The sequence below is a fragment of the Nocardiopsis changdeensis genome, from assembly GCF_018316655.1.
In the GTDB taxonomy this organism is placed as follows: domain Bacteria; phylum Actinomycetota; class Actinomycetes; order Streptosporangiales; family Streptosporangiaceae; genus Nocardiopsis; species Nocardiopsis changdeensis.
The window spans coordinates 2646438-2670570 of the sequence record NZ_CP074133.1; the positions used below are offsets into that span (position 1 = coordinate 2646438).

Annotated in this window: 16 protein-coding genes; 7 read left to right on the forward strand and 9 right to left on the reverse strand. The window is 71.5% G+C overall.

What is annotated here, in order from left to right:
• Positions 1–389 precede the first annotated feature (389 nt).
• From KGD84_RS11980 to KGD84_RS11995, 4 genes are all read left to right on the forward strand, one after another.
• Entirely contained in the window at positions 390–2561 is a 2172-nt protein-coding gene (locus KGD84_RS11980) for a DUF262 domain-containing protein (protein ID WP_220560372.1), read from the forward strand.
• Positions 2562–2719: 158 nt separating this feature from the next.
• Positions 2720–4336, forward strand: coding sequence for a hypothetical protein (locus tag KGD84_RS11985; protein WP_220560373.1), 1617 nt, complete (start codon positions 2720–2722; stop codon positions 4334–4336).
• Entirely contained in the window at positions 4333–4881 is a 549-nt protein-coding gene (locus KGD84_RS11990; RefSeq protein ID WP_220560374.1) for a hypothetical protein, read from the forward strand. Before KGD84_RS11985 ends, KGD84_RS11990 begins: the two co-directional genes overlap by 4 nt.
• Positions 4878–6980 carry an Hsp70 family protein gene (locus KGD84_RS11995; RefSeq protein WP_220560375.1) on the forward strand — a complete coding sequence of 701 codons (2103 nt, stop codon included), beginning with the start codon at positions 4878–4880 and terminating at the stop codon, positions 6978–6980. The genes KGD84_RS11990 and KGD84_RS11995 overlap by 4 nt, the downstream gene beginning before the upstream one ends.
• A gap of 115 nt (positions 6981–7095) precedes the next feature.
• Here KGD84_RS11995 and KGD84_RS12000 read toward each other — a convergent pair whose 3' ends face one another.
• Positions 7096–10389: a type ISP restriction/modification enzyme gene (locus KGD84_RS12000; RefSeq protein WP_255646469.1), complete on the reverse strand. Its 3294-nt coding sequence runs from the start codon at positions 10387–10389 to the stop codon at positions 7096–7098.
• Positions 10390–10827: 438 nt separating this feature from the next.
• Here KGD84_RS12000 and fxlM point away from each other — a divergent pair, with 438 nt between their 5' ends.
• On the forward strand, positions 10828–12093 hold the full coding sequence (gene fxlM / locus KGD84_RS12005; RefSeq protein ID WP_220560377.1) for a methyltransferase, FxLD system: 1266 nt from the start codon (positions 10828–10830) through the stop codon (positions 12091–12093).
• A gap of 204 nt (positions 12094–12297) precedes the next feature.
• Here fxlM and thpD read toward each other — a convergent pair whose 3' ends face one another.
• Positions 12298–13206, reverse strand: coding sequence for an ectoine hydroxylase (thpD, locus tag KGD84_RS12010; protein ID WP_220560378.1), 909 nt, complete (start codon positions 13204–13206; stop codon positions 12298–12300).
• Positions 13207–13866: 660 nt separating this feature from the next.
• On the opposite strand from thpD, the gene KGD84_RS12015 reads away from it, so the two are divergent.
• Complete coding sequence (locus KGD84_RS12015) at positions 13867–14226, forward strand: MmcQ/YjbR family DNA-binding protein (protein WP_220560380.1); 360 nt, start codon at positions 13867–13869, stop codon at positions 14224–14226.
• A 21-nt stretch (positions 14227–14247) separates the two neighbouring features.
• Here the strand turns inward: KGD84_RS12015 and KGD84_RS12020 are convergent, their stop codons facing one another.
• The 6 genes from KGD84_RS12020 to KGD84_RS12045 form a co-directional block, all read right to left on the reverse strand.
• Complete coding sequence (locus KGD84_RS12020) at positions 14248–15345, reverse strand: helix-turn-helix domain-containing protein (protein ID WP_220560381.1); 1098 nt, start codon at positions 15343–15345, stop codon at positions 14248–14250.
• A 59-nt stretch (positions 15346–15404) separates the two neighbouring features.
• A complete protein-coding gene (locus tag KGD84_RS12025) occupies positions 15405–16082 on the reverse strand; it encodes a hypothetical protein (protein ID WP_220560382.1) in 678 nt (225 codons plus the stop codon).
• 265 nt (positions 16083–16347) lie between these two features.
• Positions 16348–16998: a class II aldolase/adducin family protein gene (locus KGD84_RS12030; RefSeq protein ID WP_220560383.1), complete on the reverse strand. Its 651-nt coding sequence runs from the start codon at positions 16996–16998 to the stop codon at positions 16348–16350.
• A complete protein-coding gene (gene otnK, locus KGD84_RS12035) occupies positions 16995–18245 on the reverse strand; it encodes a 3-oxo-tetronate kinase (RefSeq protein WP_220560384.1) in 1251 nt (416 codons plus the stop codon). Before otnK ends, KGD84_RS12030 begins: the two co-directional genes overlap by 4 nt.
• A 103-nt stretch (positions 18246–18348) precedes the next feature.
• Positions 18349–19770 (reverse strand): GntP family permease, encoded by a 1422-nt coding sequence (locus KGD84_RS12040; RefSeq protein WP_220560385.1) that lies wholly within the window; start codon positions 19768–19770, stop codon positions 18349–18351.
• A 1-nt stretch (position 19771) separates the two neighbouring features.
• On the reverse strand, positions 19772–21160 hold the full coding sequence (locus KGD84_RS12045) for a homoserine dehydrogenase (RefSeq protein ID WP_220560386.1): 1389 nt from the start codon (positions 21158–21160) through the stop codon (positions 19772–19774).
• A 407-nt stretch (positions 21161–21567) separates the two neighbouring features.
• On the opposite strand from KGD84_RS12045, the gene KGD84_RS12050 reads away from it, so the two are divergent.
• Entirely contained in the window at positions 21568–22389 is an 822-nt protein-coding gene (locus tag KGD84_RS12050; RefSeq protein WP_220560387.1) for a DeoR/GlpR family DNA-binding transcription regulator, read from the forward strand.
• 52 nt (positions 22390–22441) lie between these two features.
• On the opposite strand, the gene KGD84_RS12055 is transcribed toward KGD84_RS12050, so the two are convergent.
• Complete coding sequence (locus KGD84_RS12055; RefSeq protein ID WP_220560389.1) at positions 22442–24103, reverse strand: serine/threonine-protein kinase; 1662 nt, start codon at positions 24101–24103, stop codon at positions 22442–22444.
• Positions 24104–24133 lie beyond the last annotated feature (30 nt).

The window sequence follows — 24133 nt, forward strand, 5'->3', positions numbered from 1 at the left end:
GATCTGGGCCTGCTGTGGTGGCTGACACGGAAGGGGATACCGCAAGGGATGGAAAGTCCGTTGCGGTGGATCAGAGTGCTCATCGAGGGCCACCGGGAGCCGGTCGCCGTGCTGAGCCGCGAGCGCGCCGTCGCAGATACGCAGGAGGGTGCGTTGTTGAGAGCCAGAGCCGAGGATGCTCTGGTTCTGGAGAAGGCCCCCTGGGACCGCCGCTCGCTCCGCTCGCCCTCTGGGGGCTGCGTCTCCCACAACCTCACCCGGCCCTCCGGCGAACGAGGCGTGCGATCCGCACCCGGTCGTCCGCGGCGGCTGACACCATGGTGGAAAGCCGTGTGCTCACCCCGCTCCCGCAGTACCGCCCCCGTCCCCCCGAGTGCACAGGAGTCTTGGTGCAGTCCAACACCTACAGTCCGACCGCGATCTTCGGCAGCCACACACGGTACGTCGTCCCCCTCTTCCAGCGGCCCTACGTCTGGAACCGGGACGAGCAGTGGGAACCGCTCTGGCAGGACGTGCGATCGGTCGCCGAACGACTGCTGGAGCCCCAGACCCTGCTCGCCCCGCCGGCGCCGCACTTCCTTGGGGCCGTCGTCTTGGACCAGCAGAGCATCCCCACCGGGTACATCGCGGTGCGCCGGGTCATCGATGGGCAGCAGCGGCTGACCACCCTCCAGCTCCTGCTCGACGCGGTGCGAAGGGCGGTACGGTCGCACGGCCGATCCGAGGACGAGCCGGCGCTGCGGATCCTGGTGCGCAACGAGGCGCAGATCGCCGGCGACGCCTCCGAGATCTTCAAGGTCTGGCCGACGGACCGGGACCGGGACGGCTTCCGGGCGGCGATGGGGGAGGACGGGGTTCTCGGCCAGGGGGACTCCCCACTGGTGCGGGCGCACGGCTTCTTCTTCGAGGAGATCACGCGGTGGGCCCTGGACGACGGTGAGGGGGCACCCGGCGGGTCCCCGCAGGAGCGGCTGAACGCTCTGGTGCGCACGGTCCGCGACCACCTGCGCTTGGTCGTCATCGACCTCGAACCCGGGGACAACGCCCAGGTCATCTTCGAGACCCTCAATCACCGGGGCAGCCCGCTGCTGGCCGCCGACCTCATCAAGAACCTGCTCTTCCAGGTCGCGGAGCAGCAGGGCGCCGACGTGGAGCGGATGTACCGGGACCATTGGGCGCCGCTGGACGGTGACCGGTGGCGGGAGGAGGTCAGTCAGGGGCGGCGCATGCGCCCCCGGATCGACATGTTCTTCCAGGTATGGCTGACCATGCGGCTGCGTCGCGAGGTCCTCCAGGACCGGCTCTTCGTGGAGTTCAGGGAGCTGCTGGCCACCGGGGGGACGACGGCCGCCGCCCTGATGGAGGAGGTCGCCGCCGACGCGCGGGTCTACCAGGGCATGGCGGACGCCCCCTATCACTCCGTCGAGGGCCTGTTCCACTACCGGGTGGTCCGGGCCCTGGACACGGCGGTCGTGGCGCCACTGCAGCTGTGGCTCATGCGCTGGGACGAGTCAGACATGCCCGAGGAGCAGCGGCACCTGGCGCTGGGGGCGCTGGAGAGCTGGATCGTGCGCCGGTCCTTGTGCCGGGCGACGGTCAAGGACATCAACCGCTTGGTCGTCGCCCTCCTCCGGGCCGTGCACGAGGCGGGGCCCGCGCAGGCGGGTACAGCGGTTCAGCGGGAGCTGAAGCGGCAGACCGCCTCCTCCCGGTACTGGATCGACGACGACCAGTTGCGGACGATCCTGCGGACCGCTCCGCTGTACCGGCAGCTCACCCGCCCCCGCATGCGCATGCTTCTGGAAGCGGTGGAGGACTCCCTGCGCGGCCCGTGGGGTGAGGGACAGCCCTGCCCGCGCCAGCTCACCGTCGAGCACGTGATGCCCCAGCAGTGGGCGGAACACTGGGGGGAGGACGTGCTCGGTGACCCGGAGGCGGAGCAGGCCAGGGAGGATCACGTCCACGTCCTGGGCAACCTGACCCTGGTCAACGACAGGCTCAATCCCGCACTGTCCAACCGCCCTTGGACCGACGAGACCACGGCGGCCCGGGGGATCAACGGCAAGGGCAAGCGATCCCTGCTGCTGGAACACAGCACCCTCAAGCTCAACGCGCTCCTGGCCGTCGGCCATGAGAGGGAGTGGACCGAGACGGACATCGACCAGCGCACCGAGGAGCTGATCGACCACATCGTCCGGATCTGGCCCCGCCCCGAGCAGGAGGGGCCGGGCACCGCAGTGGTCATGGAGAACACCGCGGTGGGGGAGGGGCACGGTGACGCCGACCGGAGCGCCGCCGCCGTGGACCACCACGGCAAGTACCGGGGACTGTGGCGCTGGCTGCGGGACCGGGACGGCGACCGGATTCCGATGGACTTCGCGCAGGTGGCGGAGGCGGCCGGGGTCCCGTTGCCCGACTCGGCCTACAACCATTCCCCCCACTGGTACTCCTACGAGGGCAGCGCCCTGGGCCGGGCCATCCGTGACGCCGGCTGGCGCGCCACGAAGGTGAACCTCGACGCCAGGACCGTCTGCTTCGTCCGCTTCGACCAGGAGGGGTGACCCCGGCTCCCCCGGCTGGGCGCCCGTTCGGCGCACCGGTCCGACGCCGTGCCGCTAGGATCCGGTGGGGCCCGACGGGGCCGTTCCGCACGGCCGCCGCGGCGCAGCCTCCACCCCCTTCCCCCTACCCCCGACCGCAGGTGAATAGAGCTTTCAACGTGGATATCAGCGACCCCAGGGCGCGTAAAGCCGCGGCACTCGCCGAGGAACGCCTCCGGCTGGCCCGCATCCGTGAGGAACGGGAGCGCGGCCGCAGGGACAGCGTCTGGCAGGAGTTCGGAGCCGAATCCGAGCGGATCCCCGACCTCCGTGACACGGTCGAGGCCGTGGTCGCCGAATCGGGAGACGACGCGGGCGGCCCGGCTCAGGGGCTGCGGGCGATGCTGGAGGGGCGGATGTGCCCCGGGGCTCCCGGGCTGCTGCTGGAACTGCTACGGGACCTGCCTCCCGACACCGCCGCCGGTCACCTGGCGCGCCTGCACGGTATCGGCGTGCCCGCTCTGGCGAGGTGGACGCGCCTGGGTGAGTTGCTGCACGGGCAGCGTGAACCCGCTACGGAGGAGCTCCAGGGCCTGCCCTCGCTCGATCCGGCGTTCAGCCTGTGGCGCGATGGCGAACTGCTGCGCCGGGGCAACAGGCTGAGGAGTCTGGAGCGGTTTCTGGAGAACGCGCCTCTCCCCCTGGTCGACGACCTTGTGGACCGGGGAACCGCCTTTCCCCTCGGTGGACAGGAGCGCTCGGACCCGCAGGAGAACCTCTACCTGTTGGCGCGCCGCAGCCCGGAGAGGTTGACCGACGCGCAGGTCGAATCACTCGGTTGGCTGGAGGAGGGGTGGCGCAGACGCCTCCTGGAGAATCCCGAGTGCGAGGTGCCCGACGACGCGCCCGAGCCCGTCCGCGACCTCGCCGCCGTGGGAGGGGGCGACTCCGAGGCCCTGGCGAGACTCGTGCACACCCTGGACGAGCGCTCCCGGCAACTCGTCCGCCAGGTCCTCGGTGAACCGGAGCGGCCTTCGGTCTGGCCCAGGGCGCTGTTCAAGGACACCGACCTGTGGCCGGTCCTCGAGCGTCTGTGCGAGGGCTGGGCCCTCGAAACCTCGCAGGAGACAACGGTCCCGTTCGCCGTCTGGCGGGATCTGCGATCGGCGCACCGGGAACTCCTCGACGTACGCCCCTCCGCATACGAATATCTCGCGCCCTACACGTCCTCATCAGAGCCTTGGGTCCGGGAGGAGGCGGTGGCGATGGAGGTCTACCTCGATCTTCGCTTCTCCGAAAGCGGGGACTCCCAGATACTGCACAAGGCCCTGGAACGCCTGAACGCGCTGCCGGAGCGCAGCGCCGTCACCGAGGGCAATATCGCCTGGATCCACTCCCGGCTGGCTATGGACCGCAACAACCGCGGTCCGCTCTTCAACCCCTATCTGGAACTGGGCGTTGCCCACGGCTCCGACCAGCGCATGTGGCGGGACGCCTGGCGCAGCCTGCGCCGCCTCCTCCAGGGGCACAAACAGGAACTGTCGGACATCAATCAGGCGCGTGACCTCATCCGCGACATAGAGGCCACCGGCGGCCTGGAGAACCACCCCCTCTACATCCTCCCGGTGTTCCCCGACCGCCTCTTCCCCCGCCCGCGGGTCCCGCGGAGGTTCGTCGCAGAGCCCCGGCCCCTGGCGCGCCGGAGCGGGCCCGTGTCACAGGAACTCAGGGAGCGCATACGTACCGATGCCATCACGGCACTGCTGAACCGAGCGGTCGCGGAGAGGACACCATGAGGCGGCGAGAACGCGAAGAAGACACCGACGAGAAGATCGAACGCATCCTCAGAGAACTGAGCCCGCGGGAGCGGGAGCGGCTGATGGCCGTCGTGGCGGTCGGCATGGAACCGAAGCGGCTCATCGCCCCGCTGACGGACAGGCTCGTCGAGGTCTTCCGGGAGCACACCGAACACGAACTGACACCACAGCAGGCACGGGAGATCGCCCGTCTGGCCCTGGTGGAGAACATGGGAGCGAGGCAGACGCACCTGTCCCAGCTCGCCCAGCTCCTCCAGGACGTCGAGAAGCAGAAGGGGGAGGGCGACCCCCGGGTCCTGTCCCGCAGGATCCTCGACTTCTGCCGGGCCAGCGGACTGAAGAAGGTCACCGATACCGAGGACCTGTCCCGCTACCGGGTGATCGCCGGGCATCCGGGCCCCGGAACCACGGTCAAGGTCGTCTCTCCGGCCTTCGTGGACGAGATCAGCGGGCGCCTGATCGTCTCCGGGGAGATCCGCTTCCTGGAGGCGAAGTCCGAGAAGAGCGGCAGGGGGCGCGCATGAGTTTCGGTATCGACTTCGGGACCACCAATTCGGTCCTCGCCCGCTGGAACGGGGAAGAAGCCGAGGTGGTCGCGTTGGACAGCACCAACCTGGACCACTGGAACTACCCGGCGTTCGCGTCGTTGTTCCCCTCCATGGTCGGTGTCAGTTCGGTGCGAGAGGAGGTCCTGTTCGGCTGGGAGGCCAAACTCCGGTCCCAGCAGGCCACCGCGGCCGCCAAGCGCCTCCTGGCCGGTGATGAGCACGTCCAGGTCGGGCAGCGTTCCTGGCACGCCTCCACCGTGGCCGCGGGCATCTTCCGGACCATGCGGGACCGGGCCGAGGAGGAGCACTTCCTGGAACTGGACTCCGCGGTCGTCACCGTCCCGGCCAACTCCGCCGGGGCCGCCCGGTTCCGTACCCGGGCAGCGGCCCGCGAGGCCGGGATCAAGGTGGACTCGCTCATCAACGAGCCGACAGCGGCCGCCCTGTACTACAAGCAGCAGCTCGGCGACGACGGGCTGGAGAACATCGTCACCTTCGACTGGGGCGGCGGCACCATCGACGTCACGGTCATGGAGGCGGAGGGGAACGGCGGCCTGTTCGAGGAGCGGGCGGCCCGCGGCGTCCCCCGCCTGGGCGGTCTGGAACTGGACGACAGCCTGGCACGCCTGGTCATGGCGAAGGCGGGCAGGCGCCCCAAGGGCCTCGCCGAGAGGACCGTGTTCGCCCGCGAGATCGAACTGGCCAAGATCCGCCTGTCGAACGAGGCCGTGGTCGCCGTTCCCGCGCCCGGCGGCAGGACCAACGTGGAGATCACCCGTGAGGAGTTCGAGAAGGCGATCCGTCCCGTGGTGGAACGGGCGGTCGAACCGCTCCGCCGCTGCCTGGCCGACCTCGACCTGGTCCCGGAGGACGTCGACTCGGTCCTCATGATCGGCGGCAGCAGCCAGATCCCCCTCGTTCGGCGGATGGTCGGCGACATCATGGGGGACCGCATCGTCTCCTCGGACCTGTGCGACCCCATGACCTCCGTCGCCCAGGGCGCCGCCGTGGCAGCCGCCATCAACGGCGGCGACGTCGACATCGACCTCGCCGTGGGCACCACGCATGCCCTGGGCACCGTTTCCACACGCAGGATCGGTCCGGGCGAGGAGGTGCGGTCCTTCAGCCAGATCATCCCCCGCAACGCCACCCTGCCCCGGTCACAGGAGAAGAACTACCGGCCCAACGATGCCGGGCAGAAGCGCATCGGCGTCGAGATCTGGGAGGGGGACCCCGCGGACCCCGTCTCGGCCGAGACCGGAGCCGACAACAGGTCGAACATCTGCCTGACCAGGCTGCCCATCGACCTGCCGCCGTTCCGGGACCCGGAGGAGGCCTCCTTCACGCTCACCTACACCTACGACCTCAGCGGGCTCCTGGGTGTGCGGGCCGTTATGGACCGGGACGGCACCGTCCTGGTGGACCGTGAGATCGACGCCTTCGGCCTGTCCACGACCGGGGTGGGGGTCAGCGCGGCGAGTCTGCGCGAGTTCCTCCAGACCCGTCCCCGGATTCCGGGTGACGACCGGATCGACGAAGGGGCGGTACCGATCGCGCGTCCGGGCGCACGGTCTGCCGTGCCCTCTCCCGTCCAGGTGGCCGCCGCCGTCGGCAGACCCTCCTCCGGGGCTGCCAACACACCTTCGGGGACGGCCGTCCGGGGACAGGGGCCGCTGGTGGTGGACGGCTCCAACCTCTCCTACGGCGGTCGGGGCAAGGCCAGTCTGACCCGGCTGTATTCGGCTTTGGACGAATTGCGGGTGCAGAACCCCGGGGTCGAGATCGTCGTGGTCGTGGACGCCAACTTCCGGCACGTCGTGGCCGAGGAGGAACGGTCGGAGGTGGACCGGGATATCTCCGAAGGAGCCCTGCACCGGGTGCCGTCCCGCACGGTGGGCGGGGCCGACGTCTACCTGCTGGAGATCGCCCGACGCAAGGGCGGGACCGTTGTCAGCAACGACGGTTTCCGCGAGCACACCGACCACCACTCCTGGCTGTCCGAGCCGGGTCGGCTGCTCGGTGCCGAGGAGATCGCCGGGATGTGGGTGTTCAAGGAGCGCCGCCCCACCTCCTGAGACGCCCTTGGGGGTACGGGTGGTCTCCGGGACGCCGGAGGCCCCCGTGCCGGATCGGACCCGGTGCCGGCCTGGGAGGTCCCCGCCGTGCAGCGGCGCGGCTCGGGGGCTGGGCTCAGAGGAGGGGGAGTTCGCCCTGGCCGTGCCGGGGCGGGGCTTTGCGTGCCTCCCGGCGGACTGGGAGGACCCGCGCTTCGGTGAGTTCGTCGGTCGTGATGAGCGGGGAGGATCGTACGCGTTCGAGCAGGTCCGCCTGGGCCGGTTCCAGGTCGGTGAGCCGGGTGAGGACGGCGACCAGCCGCAGGAGCCCGTCGGTGAAGGCCGGAGTCCAGCGCTCGGGGCGGATGTCGTCGAGTGCGGACCCGCGCCGGACATGGCGGGGATTGCGCCGACGGGCGGTGAACCACTTGCCGATCACGTGCATTCCGCCGACCCGGTAGTTCCAGGCGGCCGCCTCCACGGGCGCGATCACACCCTCGCCCACGTGCAGGCGACGGCTGTCCGAGCCCTCGTCGCTGTCATGCCGGATCATGTCGGGTAGGTGCCCTCTGCCGTCGGGGATCTCGACTAGGACCTGGGGGCGGCGGCCCGGCGGGAGCCTCGGGAAGCGGGCAGGCCTGTCTGCCGCGGGGTCATGCAGGCGGGTTCCATAGGTGTGCAGCCACACCACCTGACGACCCAGCCCGACCGCCTCGTCCCACAAGCCGGGGGTGGCGGTCAGGGGGATGCGGATTCCCGGCGTCTCCAGCTCTTCGGCGAACGCGGCGGTGTAGCCGGGGTGGGCGGCGATCGCGGCCAGGTAGGCGACGACGTCCTCCGGGGACACCCGCTGCCCCAGCCGTGCGGAGAGGTGATCCAGGAGCCGGGGCGCCAGGTTGGGGGAGGAGGCGTCGGGCGTGCGGTACAGCGGAAGGGCGCGTCCGCCGCGGCCGTTGAAGTAGTGCACGTTCGGTGGCAGCGCGGTGAAGAGCAGGCCGGGGCCGCCGGAGATCGCATGTGCGTGCTGCTCCACCACATGGATCTGCCTGTCGCTTTGGGCCGCCTGTAGGGAGGTGCGCTGGAAGTCGACGTATCTGGTGTCGTCCACGATGTACTGCTGGTCGAAGGCTCGGTAAGGGTGCGAAGTGATCCTTGGAGGGACACGATCCTCGGCGATGGTCGGCAGTCCCGGGAATCGCCGTGTGGTGTCGCGGTCCCTCGTGGCCTTGAACAGTCCGTCCTGCTCGGCCGCGGGAGCGGATGCCAGCCGCTCCCACCTGTTCCTCAGGGTCTCCTGGTCCGGAGCGATGACCCAGGTCCGGTTGGGGCCTACACCGGAGGACTGCCAGGGCATCAGGTCGGCGAGAACGGGGAAGCGCAGCCATTCGTGTTTTTCAGGGGCGAACGGGGCGGTCCACCCACGTGGGCATTCGGTCCACTTCTCCCCGTCGAGGTGCAGTCCCGCGTCCCGGGCCAGAGCCGCGAACTTGTCCGCCTGGTCGCCCTGCACACTGCAGTGCCACACCCGCGCGGGCGTGTCCGGCCGTGCGGGGCCGTAGCGCGCGAATATCCCGATACAGACCGGTTGTTGGACCCCGCCGAAGATCCGCGAGCCCACGGATGAGCGGTGCCCCTCCGGGGAGAGGTCGACGATCCACCCCTCGTCCGCGGTCTGCCGCAGGTAGCGACGCATGCCCGCGAAGGACTCGCTCGTCAGGTAGGCGGAGGTGCTGACGAACGCCACCACACCGCAGGGCTGGTCCGGGTGGGCGTCGAACACCTTCCAGGTGGCCCAGCGCCAGAAGTACAGGCTGGCCGAGGAGAGCTTGAAGGCGAGCCGTTCCGAACCCGGTTCCCGGAACTCGTCCATGGACGGCCTCGCCCGGACGGGGTCGCCGGTGGCCGCGCGCCTGCGCTCCAACCACGGGGCGGGGTCGCGCTGTCTGGCCCGTTCGATGTAGGGCGGGTTGCCGAGCACCACCATGACCGGCGTGGTCCTCTTGATCCGGTTGGCCTGTTCCCGGAAGGCCACCAGCTCGTCGTAGCGCCTGCCGAAGATCTGGAAGTGGTGGTCCGGGTCGTCGAGGGTGTTGCACAGGAATCTGCTGTGCTCCTCGGGTACCTCGGCGCCGTACCCTTCGCGCAGCTGCTGGTGCAGCCGCAGCTCGGAGACGGCGAAGGCGGCGGTGCTGCGTTCGAAACCGATCAGGCGGCCGCGGTACATGTCCTTCAGCCAGGTGCGGCCGTGGATCTCCCCGTATTCGTCCGTCAGTGTGGCGGCCGCGCGGTCCATGACCGAGGACAGGAACGTTCCGCTGCCCATCGCCGGGTCCAGGGTGGTCACCGAGGGTTCGGCGAGTCCGAGGGGCAGCCCCATGCGTGTGCGCAGGACCGCGTCGGTGAACCCGGCCATGTAGTCGGCCACGGCGGCCGGGGTGAAGTAAGCGCCTGAACGGCGGCGCAGTTCGGGGTCGTACCGCGCCAGGAAGGTCTCGTACAGGTCGACGTGCGCCCGCGGGTGTTCGCGCATCATCGCCGACCAGTCGACCGGTTCCAGGACCCGCACCAGGGTCGCCAGGATGCTGGGGTTCCTCTCCTCCTGTTCCTCCTGACGACTGAACTCGGTGAGCAGGCCGAAGGCCTTGCTCAGGAACCTGTGGTGCTTGCCCAGCAGCTCGCCGATCTCGTGGAGCGGGCGCCCCCGGAAGCCCACACCGGCCTCCCGGGCCAGGATCAGCGAGAACGTGACCGCCTGTGCGTACACGTCGGGGAAGTCACGGTCCGTTTCGAGGTTGGGGAAGAGCAGGTCGCGCCATTCCTCGGAGAGCCGGGTGAACTGCTGATCCCGTCCCCGGTACCTCTCCGCGGCGAGGATGTCGGCGACCTCGTCGCGCAGTTGGGCACACAGGTGCGCTACGAGGGTGATCAGCCGGTCGAGGCCGGGTGCCGGGTCCGGGGTCCAGCAGAGGAAATCCTCGATGATCCGGGAGAAGACGGGATCGACGGTCGGGGCTTTGCGTATCCGCCGAACGAAGTCGGGGGTGGTGGCCGTTCCCCGGTGGTGGCCGTTCTGGAACAGCGACCACTGTGTCCCATTGGTGTACAGGATATTGGTGAGGTTCTGGAATTTCTCCCACTGCTCTCGGTCGCGTTTTCCGCTCATGGCCGACGGAGGAATAGGATGTCCGGGGCGTTTGATCTCGATGTACCCGACGCGGCTGTGCGGGCCCTGCCCGATCCCGGTCAGGTCCACGCCGTAGTCGGGTCTCGCCCGCAGCCAGGGCAGTCGCACCTCCCCGTAGGCGACGACCGGCAGACCCATCGCCGCCCCGAGCGCCTGGACGAGGGTCTTCACCGGGGTGCGCAGCTGGTCCTCCTCGGCACCGCCCCGGCCCAGTGCTTCGGTGACCTCGTTGACGAAGCCGCGCATCAGGCCGTCGACGGTTCTCGGGGAGAGGGAAAGGGGCTTCCGGGTTTTCGGGGGCTCATGAGGCTCGTGGGGGAGAGCGGACATCGAATCTCCGAAAAGAGAGGAATCATCACCTGTCCCAAGGAGACAATTAAATATAGATATAGGTCAAGCTCTCTCTTTTCTGGAGATCAGGGGGATTGCTTCTGGGAAGGATTTTCTTCGAGTGGCCGATGTGGCCGATGTGGCCGGGCAGGCCACCGGAGAAGTCCGCGTCCTCCGTGACTCCCCCGCCGCGGGCCGAGCCGAGGCCTGTCCGCTGCAACAGGTGACGCCAGGGGTTCTCCCGTGCGTGTGCGCACGGCGCCCCAGCGATTCTGTCGTGTCCGGTGGCGCCGAGAGGCCACGGATCCGAGGGAATCCGCCTGCGGCCGGAGTGGGGACGGATAATCTGCCCGGGTGACGACCTCCGAGGCCGCCGGTACCGCTCCGGCTCACGATCCCGCCGTCATCGACAGGCTGCTCGACCGAGCCGTCGCCCGGTTGAAGGCCGTCGGAGCCCTGTGCTCCGAGGAGGTGGAGCGCGCGGTGCGGACCGTGCCCCGTCACGCGTTCGCGCCGGAGTTCCCCTTGGAGGAGGTCTACGATCCCAGGATGGTGCTGCGCACCCGCTACGCCGACGACGGCACGGCCACAAGCTCCGTCTCGGCGATGTGGGTGCACACCCTGATGCTGGAGCGCGCCCATCTCGCCCCCGGTATGCGGGTGCTGGAGGTGGGCGGCGGCGGGTACAACGCCGCACTGGTGGCCGAGCTCGTCGGCCCGGGCGGGTCCGTCACCTCCATCGACATCGACCCCGTCGTCGTCGAGCGCGCACGAACCTTCCTGGCCGGGACGGGCTACGGGGACCGCGTGGAGCCGGTCGAGGGCGACGCCGAACACGGCCACCCACCCGGTGCACCGTTCGACCGGATCATCGTGACGGCGGCGGCGAGCGACGTGCCCCCGGCCTGGACGGAGCAGCTCGTCGACGGAGGCCGGCTCGTCCTGCCGTTGGAGGTCCGCGGGTACCAGCGGATCTACGCGTTCACCAAACGCGGCGGCGACCTCCTGGTCGGGGAGACCGGAGACCATGCCGGATTCGTGCCCATGCAGGGCGCCGGCGCCCCCGACTCCCGACGGGCACGGGTGACCGGGACCGTGGAACTGGTCACCGACGCCGATCCGGTGCCCGCCCCCGAGGCCCTGCCCGATGTGTTCGCCCTCCCGGCGCACCAGGAGCGCACCGGGGTGCGCATCGGCGGGATGGAGCCGTTCAGCACCCTCCAGATGTGGATGACCGGGCTGTCCGGGTTCGGCCTGCTGACCGGGACCGGGGAGGACTTCGTCCACCGCCCCATGGCCTCGAACACCACTCCGGCGGTGTGGGACGGAGCGACCCTGGCCTACCTTCTGCTCCCGAGGGTCCCCGACGATACCGAGACGTACGAGTACGTGGCGTGCGGACACGGGCCACAGGCGAAAGAGGCGGCCTCGGCGCTGGCCGAGCACGTCCGGGCCTGGAACCGCGACCACCGGCACGGCCCCGGCCCGAGGTTCCTGGTCCATCCCGGCCTGCCCGACGCCGACCGGGTCGTCCGCACCCGTCATACGAGACTGCTCGCGTTGTGGGACCGGGCCGAGCCCGATCACGGGTTGGACTGGGCCGCCGACGCGTCGGGGTGACCCGGCCGGGCCGACGGGACCGGGGGCGGCGATCACGTCCTGTGCCGGCCGTTCCCTCCGGCCGAGACCGTCGGCCGGGTCCTGGTCGTCCCGGAGGCGGGCGTTGGGCGAACGCCGGTCAAGGGGGCGGTTCCCCGGCCCGGGCACGGAGGCGCCGGTGCGGGCGGCTCGGGGCCGCCCGCACCGGCGCCCGTGGGAGCCGGGTCAGCGGCCGACGGGGGTGAAGTCGCGCGAGGAGAGGAACTCCGGGCGCCGGGCCGGGGCGCTGAACGGTTCCACGCAGGCGTTCTCGACGCTGTTGAACACGATGAACACGTTCGAGCGCGGGAACGGCGTGATGTTGCCGCCCGAGCCGTGCATGCAGTTGGAGTCGAAGACCGTCACGCCGCCGGCCCCGCCGGTGAGCACGTCGATGCCGTGCCGTTCGGCCAGGCGGGACAGGGAGCCCTCGTCCGGGGTGCCGATGTGCTGGCTCTTCAGCGAGGCCCGGTAGTGGTCCGCGGGGGTCTCGCCCACGCACGACACGAACGTCCTGTGCGAGCCCGGCATGATCATCAGGGCGCCGTTGTGCGTGTAGTTGTCGGTCAGCGCGACGGAGAAGCTGCACGCGCGCATCCGGGGCATGCCGTCCTCGGCGTGCCAGGTCTCGAAGTCGGAGTGCCAGTAGAACGAGCCGCCGCCGAAGCCCGGCTTGTAGTTGACGCGGCTCTGGTGCACGTACACGTCCGAGCCGAGGATCTGGCGCGCCCGGTCGACCAGGCGGGGGTCGTTGACCAGGTCGGAGAACACCGGGCTGACCTTGTGCACGTCGAACACCGAGCGCACCTCCTCGGAGGAGGGCTCGACGACCAGGCGCTCGTCGCCGCGCAGCGCGGGGTCGTTCGCGAGCCGGTCCAGTTCGGCCCGGTAGGTCGCGACCTCGGCGTCGGTGACGAACGCCTCGGTCTGGGTGTAGCCGCGCCGGTCGTATCCCTGGAGCTCCTCCTGGGAGAGGGGGCCGTCACCGGGTCCCCAGACGACGGGGTCCCTGCGGTCGAGCAGCGCTGGTTCGGGGGCCTTGCGGGTGGGGTACTCGTCGGCGGTCGATGCCTGAAGATCCATTTGCAGAGTCATGGCCGAATCCCCTGGCGGGGTCTCATCCTCTCCGGAGTCGGTGGTTTCTCCTGCCGAAACGGGAACTTAACAAAGACCCGGACGCCCCTTATCCGCCGTTCGCGGGGCGATGTGTTTGATGTTCCGACCGCTCGGGTAGGGCTCCCTTACTATATGGGCGGAAATTCTTCGGAGCCGGTTTTCTCCCGCCCTTCTTCCCCCGTTCGTCCTGGTCGTCGTCCTGCTCACCTGCATAGAGGTACACGGGGTGCGGAAGTGGACACCGGTGGTCATCACCCCAGTTCGTCGCCCTGCGAGGCCCCTGTGGGAGGGGGCATCGCATCGATGCACACTTGTGCTATGCGCTAGTTCACACGAATTTGATGCAATGCTCGGTGCAGATCACTGGTCGCCGTCCAAGGGTCGCCAGGGGCCTTTGTGGTTCGCTCGCACCCGGGTGACAGTTGGAAAATCCGGGCGTGTTCCCCGCCGGTCGAAAGAGTGCCCCCGATTGCGGTTCCCGGGTGGCGCACCTTTCACGGGACGCGACCGGGGCCCCTTTCCGGTGTTCTCCGGGAAAGCGGAGCGTGCGGTCCGGCGGCCGTCCAGGCCCCGCCGGGGCCCGGCCCTTCCCCCGGCGCCGTCGTCGGCGGTGTCGGTGCGGTGTGGTTGGCTCGTCCCATGGGTGTGGAGATCGAACGGTTCCTGCGGTTGACGGAGGCGCTGCCCGAGTGCGAGCCGCAGCGGGGCGAGAGGTACACGACGTTCCGGGTGCGCGGGAGGCCGTTCGGCTACCTGTGGCCCCGTACCGCCACGGTGGGGCTCAAGCAGACGCTGCTGGAGCAGGCCGCGCTGGTGGCCGAGCGCCCCGAGGTGTTCGAGGTGCAGTTCACCGGGGGCGGGTTCGGCTGGGTGGTCGTCCACCTCGACGGGATCGAGCTGGACGAGCTCAGCGAACTCCTCCTGGAGGCCTGGTTCCACACCGCGCCCGAGGAGCTGCACCCCGTCCAGCCCACCCCCGAGGAGCTGGTCGGGGCCTGACCGCCGCGGCGGCCGCGGCCGTCACCGGGGTGCGGGCACCACGCGCAGCGCGGGGCGGCCGCGGTCCCGTCCCGGGCCGCCGCCCCGGCCGGGGCGGGAGGTGAAGGAGAGCCCGAACATGAGGGAGTTGAGCTCCGAGAGCGGGATGCTCAGCTCCTCGGCCACCCTGCCCGGCGTGGTGCCCCTGCCGCGCAGCAGGGAGAAGACCTTGGGCAGGAGCTGCGAGGTCTCGCGGGCGATCCCGTCCGGTTCGGCGGTGCGGTAGCCCATCTCCGCCAGCTGCCGGCAGGTGGAGCGGTACTGCCAGTCGGTGAGCAGTTCCAGGTCGTGCAGCCGGTGGGTCAGGGCCATGGCGGAGACCCGCCAGATCGACTTGGCCTTGAGGATCTGGTCGACCTGGGCGCCGGCGGGCATGCGGCCGACGACGTCGGCCCGCGGCATGAGGAAGGCGCTGGCGAACCGGTTGGCCTCGCGTTCGGCCTCCGGGCCACTGAGCGGCCGCTCGTCCCCGTGCATCACCAGGTGGCCGAGCTCGTGGGCGCAGTCGAAGCGCCCGCGCTCGCCGCTCTTGGCGGTGTTGAGGAAGACGTAGGGCACCGAGTCGCGCCAGAACCCGAACGCGTCCACCTCGTGGTGCTCGGTGTCCAGGGAGAACACGCGGATCCCCTGCGCCTCCAGCAGGTGCACCATGTTCGGGGCCGCGGTGTCGCCCAGCTCCCACAGCGCGCGCACCGTCTCGGCGCAGTCCTCGGGGGAGGGGCGGCCGTAGGTGGGGACGTTGGGCGCGGGCAGGGCGAAGTGCGCGGTGAGCCAGTCGTTGAACTCGATCGCCAGGGCGGCCTGGGAGCGGACGGCCTTCTGCTTGCGCATCGAGGTCTTGGTCCGGGCCCGGAACGCCACCGCCTCGGAGGCCACCTCCTCGACCTCGTCGGCGGAGAAGAACCCCACCGGGAACCCCAGGGCCTCGGCGATCCGGCCCAGGGTGGGCCCGGTGGGGGCGGTGCGGGCGTTCTCGTAGTTCGACAGGCTCTGCTGCGATATCCCCGTCAGGGCCGACAATCGCGCCAGGGTGAGCGCCCTTCGCTCCCGTGCGAGTCGGATGCGTGACGGCGTGACCATGGTGTGCGCTGCCCTGTCGGTTGTGGGCCCGGCGGGGCCGCCACCGGGCGTGTTCGTCGTTAACGGAAGCCGACCGGGACGTCGATCGGCTCCATGCCCCCGCCCTCGTCGGGGAAGACCACGCTCCCGATCGTCACTTCGGGGAACAGGATGCGGTCGTACCAGGCGGTGATGTACCCCCGCTCGTCGGGCGGGCAGGGGCGGGACAGTTCACTATGCCAGACCACGAGATCACTTTCGGGCACCTGCTTTCGGTAGGTGAGGAAGACCCACACCTCCAGGCCGTCGAGGTCGGAGGGCTCCGCCGGGGGCGGCAGGAATTCCGTCGGCAGGCCGGGCAGGGAGAGCTGCTCGAACGCGGTCTCGTCGGTGAGGAGGTGGCGCCCGTTGGGGCCGCGCGGGTGCTGGCTGTGGGGTACGGCCGTCGGGTCGGGGTTCCCGGTGTTGGCGTCGCCGCTCAGCGTCTGGATGCCGACGGTGCGCTCGGGGTTGACGGTGAGGTCGATCTGGAAGCGGCTCACGTTCTCCCAGCCGTACCGGACCTTCTGCTCGGACCGCAGCGCGGCGAGCCGTTCGTGGTAGGCGTACTGGCCGGAGGCGGTGCGGCCGTGGCTCTCGGTCACCCGGCGCAGGCCCGCCTCGCTCATGCGCAGGGCCTTCTCCATGACCGGCCAGGAGGTGCCCAGGAGGGCGAGGCGGTCGTCCCGTCGGGGGAGTTCGTGTGCGGCGATCAGCAAGAGACACCTCTCGAGGTCTGTGCACTTGAAGGAACCCTACCGCGATCGTGGTCGGATTTCTTCAAGTCGAGGTCGGGCTGGGGGTGTCGGTGCCGTCCATGGTGCCCGGTGCCTCGGACGTTCCGGGGCGCGACCGGGAGATCACCCCGCCACCGTCACCCCGCCACTGCCACCGCCACCCCGCCACCGCCACCGACGCCGCGGCCCCGGCCGCGCGGGTGGCGCGGCCGGGGCCGGAGCGGAGCGGGTCCGCGGCGGGGGCCGGTCACAGGTCCCAGGTGGTCCCGTACCTCGCCGTCAGCTCCTTCACGTCCTCGGGCGCGAGCACGGAGTACTCCCGGCCGTGGAGCGAGACGGCGATCCGCGAGGCCTCCTCCAGCTCGACGGCCCCCTCCAGGGCCGCGGCCGGGTCGGCCGCGGCCGCCAGCGACCCGTGGTTGGCCAGCAGTGCCGCGGCGAACCGCCCCGGCAGGGCGGACAGGTTCTCGGCCAGCCGGGTGCTCCCCGGCGCGGCGTACGGGACCAGGGGCACCCGCCCGACCCGCATCACCAGGTAGGGGGTGATCGGGGGCAGGGCGGAGGCGTGCGACCACGGCGGCAGGCACGAGGCCGCCGTGGCGTGCGGCGAGTGCAGGTGGACCACCGCTCCGGCCTCGGGGAGGCGGTCGTACATCGACCGGTGGAGCGGCAGCTCCTTGGAGGGCGGCGGACCGGAGACCGGGGTCCCGTCGGCGGCCACCACGGACAGGCCGTCGGGCTCCAGGCGGTCCAGGGGGACCCCGGTGGGGCTCATCAGGACGAGGCCGTCCACGCGCGCGGACACGTTGCCGGAGGATCCCGGGCTCAGCCCCAGCTCCACGGCGCGGTGTCCGGCCGCGCACAGCTCCTCGGCCGCCTCGCGGGTCGCACGGTTCACGCCCCCTCCTCCCACGCGCGGACGAACAGGTCCTCGCGGCCGAAGTTGCCGGACTTGAGCATCAGGCGCAGGTCGTCCCCGCCACCGGAATCCTCCGTCCGGGCCAGCATCCAGGCCACCCCCGGGTCGACCTCGGGTCCCACCGCGAGCGGCCCCACCCCCAAGCGCCCCACGACGGCGCCGCTGGTCTCCCCGCCCGCCACGAGCAGGGCGCGGACGCCCGCCGCGACGAGCCGCACGGCGGTCTCGGCCAGGGCCTCCTCGATGAGCGGGGCGTCGGCGGCGTCCACGACGTGCTCGGGCGCGGCCGTGGCGTAGACGACGAACGGGGCGTCGGCGGGGGCGCGCAGGGCGGCCTCGGCGGCCCGCGCCACGGTGCCGTCGAAGTCGGCGCGCAGGTCGCCGGGGACCAGGCGGTGCCCGGAGCCGGCGGCCAGGGCGTGGCGGACCTGGCCCTGGGTGGCCCGGGAGGCGCTGCCGGAGAGCACCACCCGCGGTCCCTCGGGCGGGGTGAGCGGCAGATGGCCGACGGGGTGCGGCCCGGGCAGCCACCGGGCGAGGGCGCTGCCCCCCGTGAGCAGCCGCAGCCCCGACGCGGCGCGGGCCAGGACATCAAGGTCGTCGTCGGACAGGGCGTCCACGACGGCGAACCGGGCACCCCCGGCGGCGGCCCGTGTGAGGGCCGCGCGCACAGCGTCCGCTCCCCGCGAGACCACCGGCCAGGGCACCAGGGCGATATCGTCCTTGCCCCGCGACACCTGCGGTTCGAGCAGCCGCACCAGGCTGGAGTCGGTCATCGGGGTGAGCGGGTGGTGGCGCATGGGGGACTCCTCCAGGAGGTCGTCCCCGACGAAGAGGTGGCCGCGGTAGACGGTGCGCCCGTTGGCGGGGAACGCCGGGGCGATCACCGTGGCCTCCTCGCCCAGCGCCTCCAGCACCGCCTCGCAGACCGGCCCGATGTTGCCCTCGGGTGTGGAGTCGAAGGTCGAGCAGTACTTGACGTAGAACCGTTCGCATCCGGCGGCGCGCAGCCTGTCCAGGGCCTCCAGGGAGGCCGCGACGGCCTCCCCGACCGGGGCGGTGCGCGACTTCAGCGCCACCACGAGGGCGTCCGCGTCGGCGGCCGCGCCCCCGAGCGGGACGCCCTCCCCCAGGACGACGGCGGTCCGGTGGCCGGCGGAGGTGAGGGCGATCGCGATATCGGTGGCGCCGGTGAGATCGTCGGCGATCACGCCGAGGGTCGCCATGGTGTCCTCCTGTGCTGGGTTCTCTCGTTCATGCGGGCCGCTCCCGCTCCCCGCGGCTCGGCGGCCGGGGGAGGCGGGGCGGCCCTTCGGTCGGGGGCGGGGATCAGATGACGCCGAGGGTGGTCATGGCGTAGAGCACCGCGAACCCGGTGACGCCGGAGATCGCCGAGGCGACGCCGATGGAGCGGATGCCCTGGCCCACGGTCATGTTGGACAGGGTCGTGGTGACCCAGAAACCCGACGAGTTCGCGTGCTTCATGATCTGGGCGCCGGTCGCGCAGGCCAGGTAGACCGCCAGCGGTGCGAGGTCGAGTTCGGGGAGCAGGGGCTGCATGATGGCCGCCGAGGTCATCACACCGAGGATGTTCGAGCCGGTGATGGTGCACACGGCGGCGGCGACCAGGAACGGGATGATGATCGGCGACAGGCCGGCGTTCTCGATGCCCGCGGCGATGTTCTCGGCCACGCCGGTGTCGCGGATCACGGTGGCCAGGGCCCCGCCGACACCGGTGAGCGCCATGGGCATCGCGGCGATGCGCAGGCCCGACTCGAACAGGTCGTTCAGGGTGGCCTTGTCGCGCCAGCGGCCGCGGAACAGCGGCAGCGCGAGCAGGCAGGCCAGGAACAGGGCGATGGTGGGCTCGCCGGCGAACAGGATGACGGAGGTGACCGGGGACCCCTCGGGCAGGACCGGGGCGGCCAGGGCGGCGATCACGATGAGGAGGATGGGGGCGAGGATCGGCACCAGGGAGCCGAACAGGCCCACCCCCGGGGCGCCGTCCGCGGCGGAGCCGGTCCCAGCGGAGCCCGTACCCGTGCCGGCCGCGCCCGGGCCCGCCGCACCCGTTCCCGTACCGCCGGGGACCGTCTCGGAGCCGCTCACCAGGTGTTCGACGAACTCGGGCTTGGGCGCCACGTACGTCTTGAGCCGGGACAGGTAGAGCGTGGCCGCGAAGACACCCGGCAGGCCCACCACGAGGCCGTAGAGGATGGCCTCGCCCATGGACACGTCGAGCAGCGCCGCGGACGCCAGCGGCCCGGGGCCCGGGGGGACGACCGAGGTCATCACGTAGGCGCCGATGTACAGGATCGGCCCCAGCTTCATCATCGAGATGCCCGTACGGTACGCCAGGGCGGACACGATCGGGATGAGCATGACGACGGCGGTGTCGGCGATCAGGGGGATGCCCAGGACCACCGAGGCGAGGGCGATCGCCCACGGGACGCGCTTCTCGGCGAACATCCGCAGTGCGGTCTCGGTGATCTTCAGGGCCGCGCCGCTGAGTTCGAGCATCTTGCCGAGCACGCAGCCGAAGATGATGAGCAGGCCGACGTTGGCCAGCGTGCTGCCGAAGCCCGTCGTGACCAGCTCGATGGTGCCCTCGCCGCCGATGCCCAGGACCAGGCTCAGGGTGACGACCACGATGAAGAGCGTGGCCACGGGGTGGACCTTGAAGCGGGCGATGAGGAGGACGAGGACGACGATGGCGGCGAGGAACGCCCCGAGGGTGTAGAGGTCCGACATGTCACCGGTTCCGATCGTTCACGAGGCGGGTCCGGGCGTGCCGCCAGGCGTCGACGAGGACGCCGTCGGGGTCGGCGAGGTCGTCCAGGCGCAGCAGGGCTCCGGCGGGGATGTCGCGGGCCAGGGTGGCGTGGGCCGCGAGGTAGAGCGGGGCGGTGTCGGCGGGCGCCTGCGCGGCGTCCAGCAGGACGGGCGCCACTCCGGCGACGTCGTGGTGGTGGCCGCCCATGTCGAGCCGGGTGCCGGCGGCCAGCGGGCCCCGCGCGCGCCCGGCCAGGACGGCGTGGGGGCGGGGGCGGCGCGGCCCGGCGGCGCGGTGGCGGTCGGCCGCGTCGAGGATGCTCAGCGGGGTCTCGACTCCCATGAGGTGGTAGGGCAGGTACAGGCACGCGTAGCGGCCCGAGCGGGAGACCACGTGCCCCTTCTGGGCGAGCAGCTCCCAGGTGACCGGGTCGCCGGTGCGCACGACGGCGAAGACGCCGCCCGCGAAGGAGGCCTCCCCGGGCAGGCGCAGGACGCTGAAGACGTCCACCGCGCCCGGCCGGGAGAGCACGCCGCCGTCCTCGGCGAGCGCGTAGACGTCGGCGAGCTCGGCGACCCGGGCCACCGGGTAGTGCAGCGACTCCGTGTCGGGGACCAGGCCGGTGTGGTCGGCGACGACGCCCATCTCGCAGTAGTCGGCGGTGGCGGCGCGGGTGAGGCCCGCGACGGCCTCGGCGCGGGCGCGCAGGGTGGCGGGCACGTCCGGGCCGAGGGTGAGCAGGTCCGCGAGGGCGGGGGCGTCGACCTCCTGGTCGAGCTGCTTCACACGTCCGGTCGCGGGGTCGAAGACGAGGTCGTACTCACCGGACTTGCCGACGGCCACGACGTCTAGGCCCAGGAGCCGGGTGCGCTCGTACCACTCGACGAGGTTGGCGGGCTGGTCGCCGATGCCGGGGGTGTAGACGACGCCGTGTTCGTCCGCGAGGTCGGCCAGCGCGGTCCCGGAGACCGAGGCGACCTCCTTGGAGACCATGACGACGTGGTGTCCCGTCGTGATGGCGGTGCGCGCGGCCCGGGTCCCGGCGCCGGGGCTGCCGGTGGCCTCGACGAGCACCTCGTAGTCGGCGTGCGCGAGGAGGGCGGCGTCGGCGATCACGGCGATGCCCCCGTCCTTCGCGGCGGCGAGCTCGGCGGCGTCGGCGCACACGTGCAGGTCGGCGGGGTCGTAGCCGAGCTCGGTGCACAGGGCGACGGTGCCCTCCGGGTCCAGGTCGCACAGGACCGCGGGGTGCAGGCGGTCGATGCCCCTGGTCTGGGCGAGCAGCGTGCGTGCGAATCCGCCGCGTGCTCCGGTGAGCGCGTACCGCACCGTGGAGGTCGGCGCGGTGGCGGCGTCGGTGTCTTGCATGGGTTCTCCTTCTCCCGCCGTGCGGAGGGCGCGCGTGGTGGCGTCCCGCGACGACGATGACCCAAGTCTTAACATCACATGCACATGAGAGTCAATAATCGTCACATCTGAGATCATCTGGTAACGCTGTCCGGTGGTGGACGTACAACGGGGCGGGGCCCGGGAACCCGCAGACGGAATGGCGGTCCGGTGCGCGGCCCGTCCGTCCGCGAGTCCGTTCCATTCCTGCTCCTGCCTGGTCCGGAGACGCGATGGCCCCGGCGGGGCGGCCCGGGCGTCGCCGGGGTGGCGGCGGTGGTGCGCCGGGGGTACCACCGCGAGCACGTGGAGGTACAGCGGCGTAACATCTGAGATCATCTGGGAACTTTGGATTACCCTGGCGGGTGAGACCGACCCGAAGGAGGACGATGATCCCGGCGCAACGGCGTGAACTGCTACTGCGGGAGCTGCGCGGTACGGGGGTGCTGAGCGTGCGGGAGCTCTGCGACATCCTCGGGGTCTCCCACATGACCGTGCGCCGCGACATCATGACCCTGGAGGGGGAGGGGCGGGTGCGCTCCGTCCCCGGCGGCGTCGAACTGGTCTCACAGGTGCGCGCCGAGCCCTCCTACCGCGACAAGTCGCGCGCGGACGTGGCGGAGAAGCGGGCGATGGCGCACGCCGCGGCGGCCCTGGTGGGCGACGGCCAGACCCTCTACCTCGACGCCGGCACCACGCTGGGGCACCTGGTCCCCTTGCTGTGGAACACCCTCGGGCTCACCGTCATCACCAACGACATCACCACGGCGGCCTCGCTCAGCGACCACCCGGACGTCACCCTGTTCCTCATCGGGGGGCGGATCGACCGCGAGAACCGCTCGTCGGTCGGCGACATTGCGGCTGCGACCGTCGCCGAGTTCAACATCGACACCGCGTTCATCTCCACCAGCTCCTGGGACCTCAACCGCGGCTCGACCACGCCCTCGCGGGAGAAGGTCGCGGTCAAGCGGGCGGCCATGGCGGCGGCCTCGACCTCGGTGCTGGTGGCGGGGGCCGACAAGTACGGGGCGTTCGGCACCTTCAAGGTCGCGGCGCTCACCCGCTTCTCGACCGTCATCACCGACGACCGCCTCCCGGAGTCGTCGGCGCGCGCCGTCCGTGACCTGGGGGTCTCCCTGGAGGTCGCGGTGCCCCGGCGCGGCGCCGAGGAGGCGGGGGAGGGCCTCGAGGCCGAGGAGCCGTCCGCCTGAGCGGTGCCCGGGGGCGGTGCCCCCCGGGCACCGCGCACCGGGGACCGGGCGCTCAGGGGAGGACGTGAATGCCGCCGCCGAAGCGGTCCAGCGCCTCGCGCACCCGGTACAGCGTGTCGGCCGCGTCGGGCAGGGACGTGGTGGCGATCGTGTGGCCCTGGTCGGATCCCAGGACGCCGTGGCGCTTCAGCCACGCCTCGTCGGGGGCCCGGCCCTGGGCGAACTCCACGGTGACGCTCACCTCGATCCCCTTCCCGGAACCGGGGCGGGCGGCGTGGGCCCGGACGGACCGCAGGCGGTCCCAGGCCAGGGTGAAGGAGCGGTCCCGCAGGCGCAGCCACCTCCTGTCGACCACACGGATGCCTCCGTTGTCCACGATGAGGAGGTCGTGTCCGGCGGAGCCCCCGTCGAGGAGGGCGAGGACGGCCGCCGCGCTGTAGAGCAGGACGAACAGGGGTGCTGTGACGATGTCCCCGGCGAACGCGAGGGCCTCGTCGAAGTCGGCGTCCGGGCCGCCGAACAGCAGGCCGAAGAGCACCGCGCCCACGAACAGGGCCACCACCAGGGCGACCACGTAGCGCACCTCCGAGAACCGTTCGACGACCCTGGTGGCGGCCGTCGTCATCTCGAAGGCCCGTGGCACGTCCTGCGGGTCCCGTGCCTCCTCCGAGGCCTCGGCCCCCTCCGGAGCCTTTGCCCCGCTCGAGGCCTCGGCCCCTTCCGGAGCCTGCGCCCCGCTCAGTGCCGCGCGCGGCCGCGGCGGGGACGGCGCCCGGCCGCCGTCCGCGGGCCCGCCCGGTGCCGTCCCGGGGTCGACGAGGGTCTCCAGGAGGGTCTCGTGCCGCCCGATGACCTCGGTGAGGTCGTCGGGGAGCCAGCCCCGCCCGGAGCTCTCCGGCTCCGGGGGCGCCGACTCGGGGAACCGCCGCAGCAGGTCCTCCGGCCGGGGCCGGTCCCCGGGTTCCTTGGCCAGACAGGCGGCGACCAGGTCGGCCAGGGGACCCGGGATCCCCTCCAGGTCGGGGTCGGCGTGCACGACCCGGTAGGCGACGGCGTGCGCCGGCCCCTCCCCGAAGGGGCTGTGCCCGGTGGCGGCGAAACCCAGCACACAGCCCAGGGAGAACACGTCGGAGGCGAAGCCGGTGTGCTTCTCCGCCCTCGCCTGCTCGGGCGACATGAAGGCGGCGGTGCCCAGCACGGTGGAGGTCCGGGTGTGGGACGTGGTGTCCAGGGCGCGGGCGATACCGAAGTCGATGAGCCTGGGCCCCTGGGCGGACAGGATCACGTTGGCCGGCTTGAGGTCGCGGTGCACCACCCCCTGGGCGTGCACGGCGGCGAGGCCCTCGGCGAGCCCGGCGCCGAGCGCGGAGACCGAGTCCGGCGGGAGGGGGCCGCGGTCGGCGACGGCGCGGTGCAGGGAGGGGCCCGGGATGTAGGCGGTGGCCAGCCACGGCGGGTCGCCGTCGGGGTCGGCGTCCACGACCTGGGCGGTGTACAGGCCCCCCACCGTGCGGGCGGCGGTGATCTCCACCGCGAAGCGGCGGCGGAAGTCCGGGTCGTCGGCGAGCTCCGGGCGCACCGCCTTGACGGCGACGGTGTGCCCGCCCGGGGAGCTACCCAGGTACACCAGCCCCATGCCGCCCGCGCCCAGCCGGGCGTGCAGGCGGTAGGGGCCGATCTCCCGGGGGTCGGAATCGCGCAGGGGGTCCGGCATGGCACCGCTTCCGCTCGGGGGTGGTCGGCC

Coding starts and splice junctions, on each gene's coding strand:
- KGD84_RS11990 (WP_220560374.1), top strand. CDS start 4,333: ATGAGGCGGCGAGAACGCGAAGAAGACACCGACGAGAAGATCGAACGC.
- KGD84_RS11995 (WP_220560375.1), top strand. CDS start 4,878: ATGAGTTTCGGTATCGACTTCGGGACCACCAATTCGGTCCTCGCCCGC.
- KGD84_RS12000 (WP_255646469.1), bottom strand. CDS start 10,389: ATGCGCGGCTTCGTCAACGAGGTCACCGAAGCACTGGGCCGGGGCGGT.
- thpD (WP_220560378.1), bottom strand. CDS start 13,206: ATGACTCTGCAAATGGATCTTCAGGCATCGACCGCCGACGAGTACCCC.
- KGD84_RS12015 (WP_220560380.1), top strand. CDS start 13,867: ATGGGTGTGGAGATCGAACGGTTCCTGCGGTTGACGGAGGCGCTGCCC.
- KGD84_RS12020 (WP_220560381.1), bottom strand. CDS start 15,345: ATGGTCACGCCGTCACGCATCCGACTCGCACGGGAGCGAAGGGCGCTC.
- otnK (WP_220560384.1), bottom strand. CDS start 18,245: ATGGCGACCCTCGGCGTGATCGCCGACGATCTCACCGGCGCCACCGAT.
- KGD84_RS12040 (WP_220560385.1), bottom strand. CDS start 19,770: ATGTCGGACCTCTACACCCTCGGGGCGTTCCTCGCCGCCATCGTCGTC.
- KGD84_RS12045 (WP_220560386.1), bottom strand. CDS start 21,160: ATGCAAGACACCGACGCCGCCACCGCGCCGACCTCCACGGTGCGGTAC.
- KGD84_RS12050 (WP_220560387.1), top strand. CDS start 21,568: ATGATCCCGGCGCAACGGCGTGAACTGCTACTGCGGGAGCTGCGCGGT.
- KGD84_RS12055 (WP_220560389.1), bottom strand. CDS start 24,103: ATGCCGGACCCCCTGCGCGATTCCGACCCCCGGGAGATCGGCCCCTAC.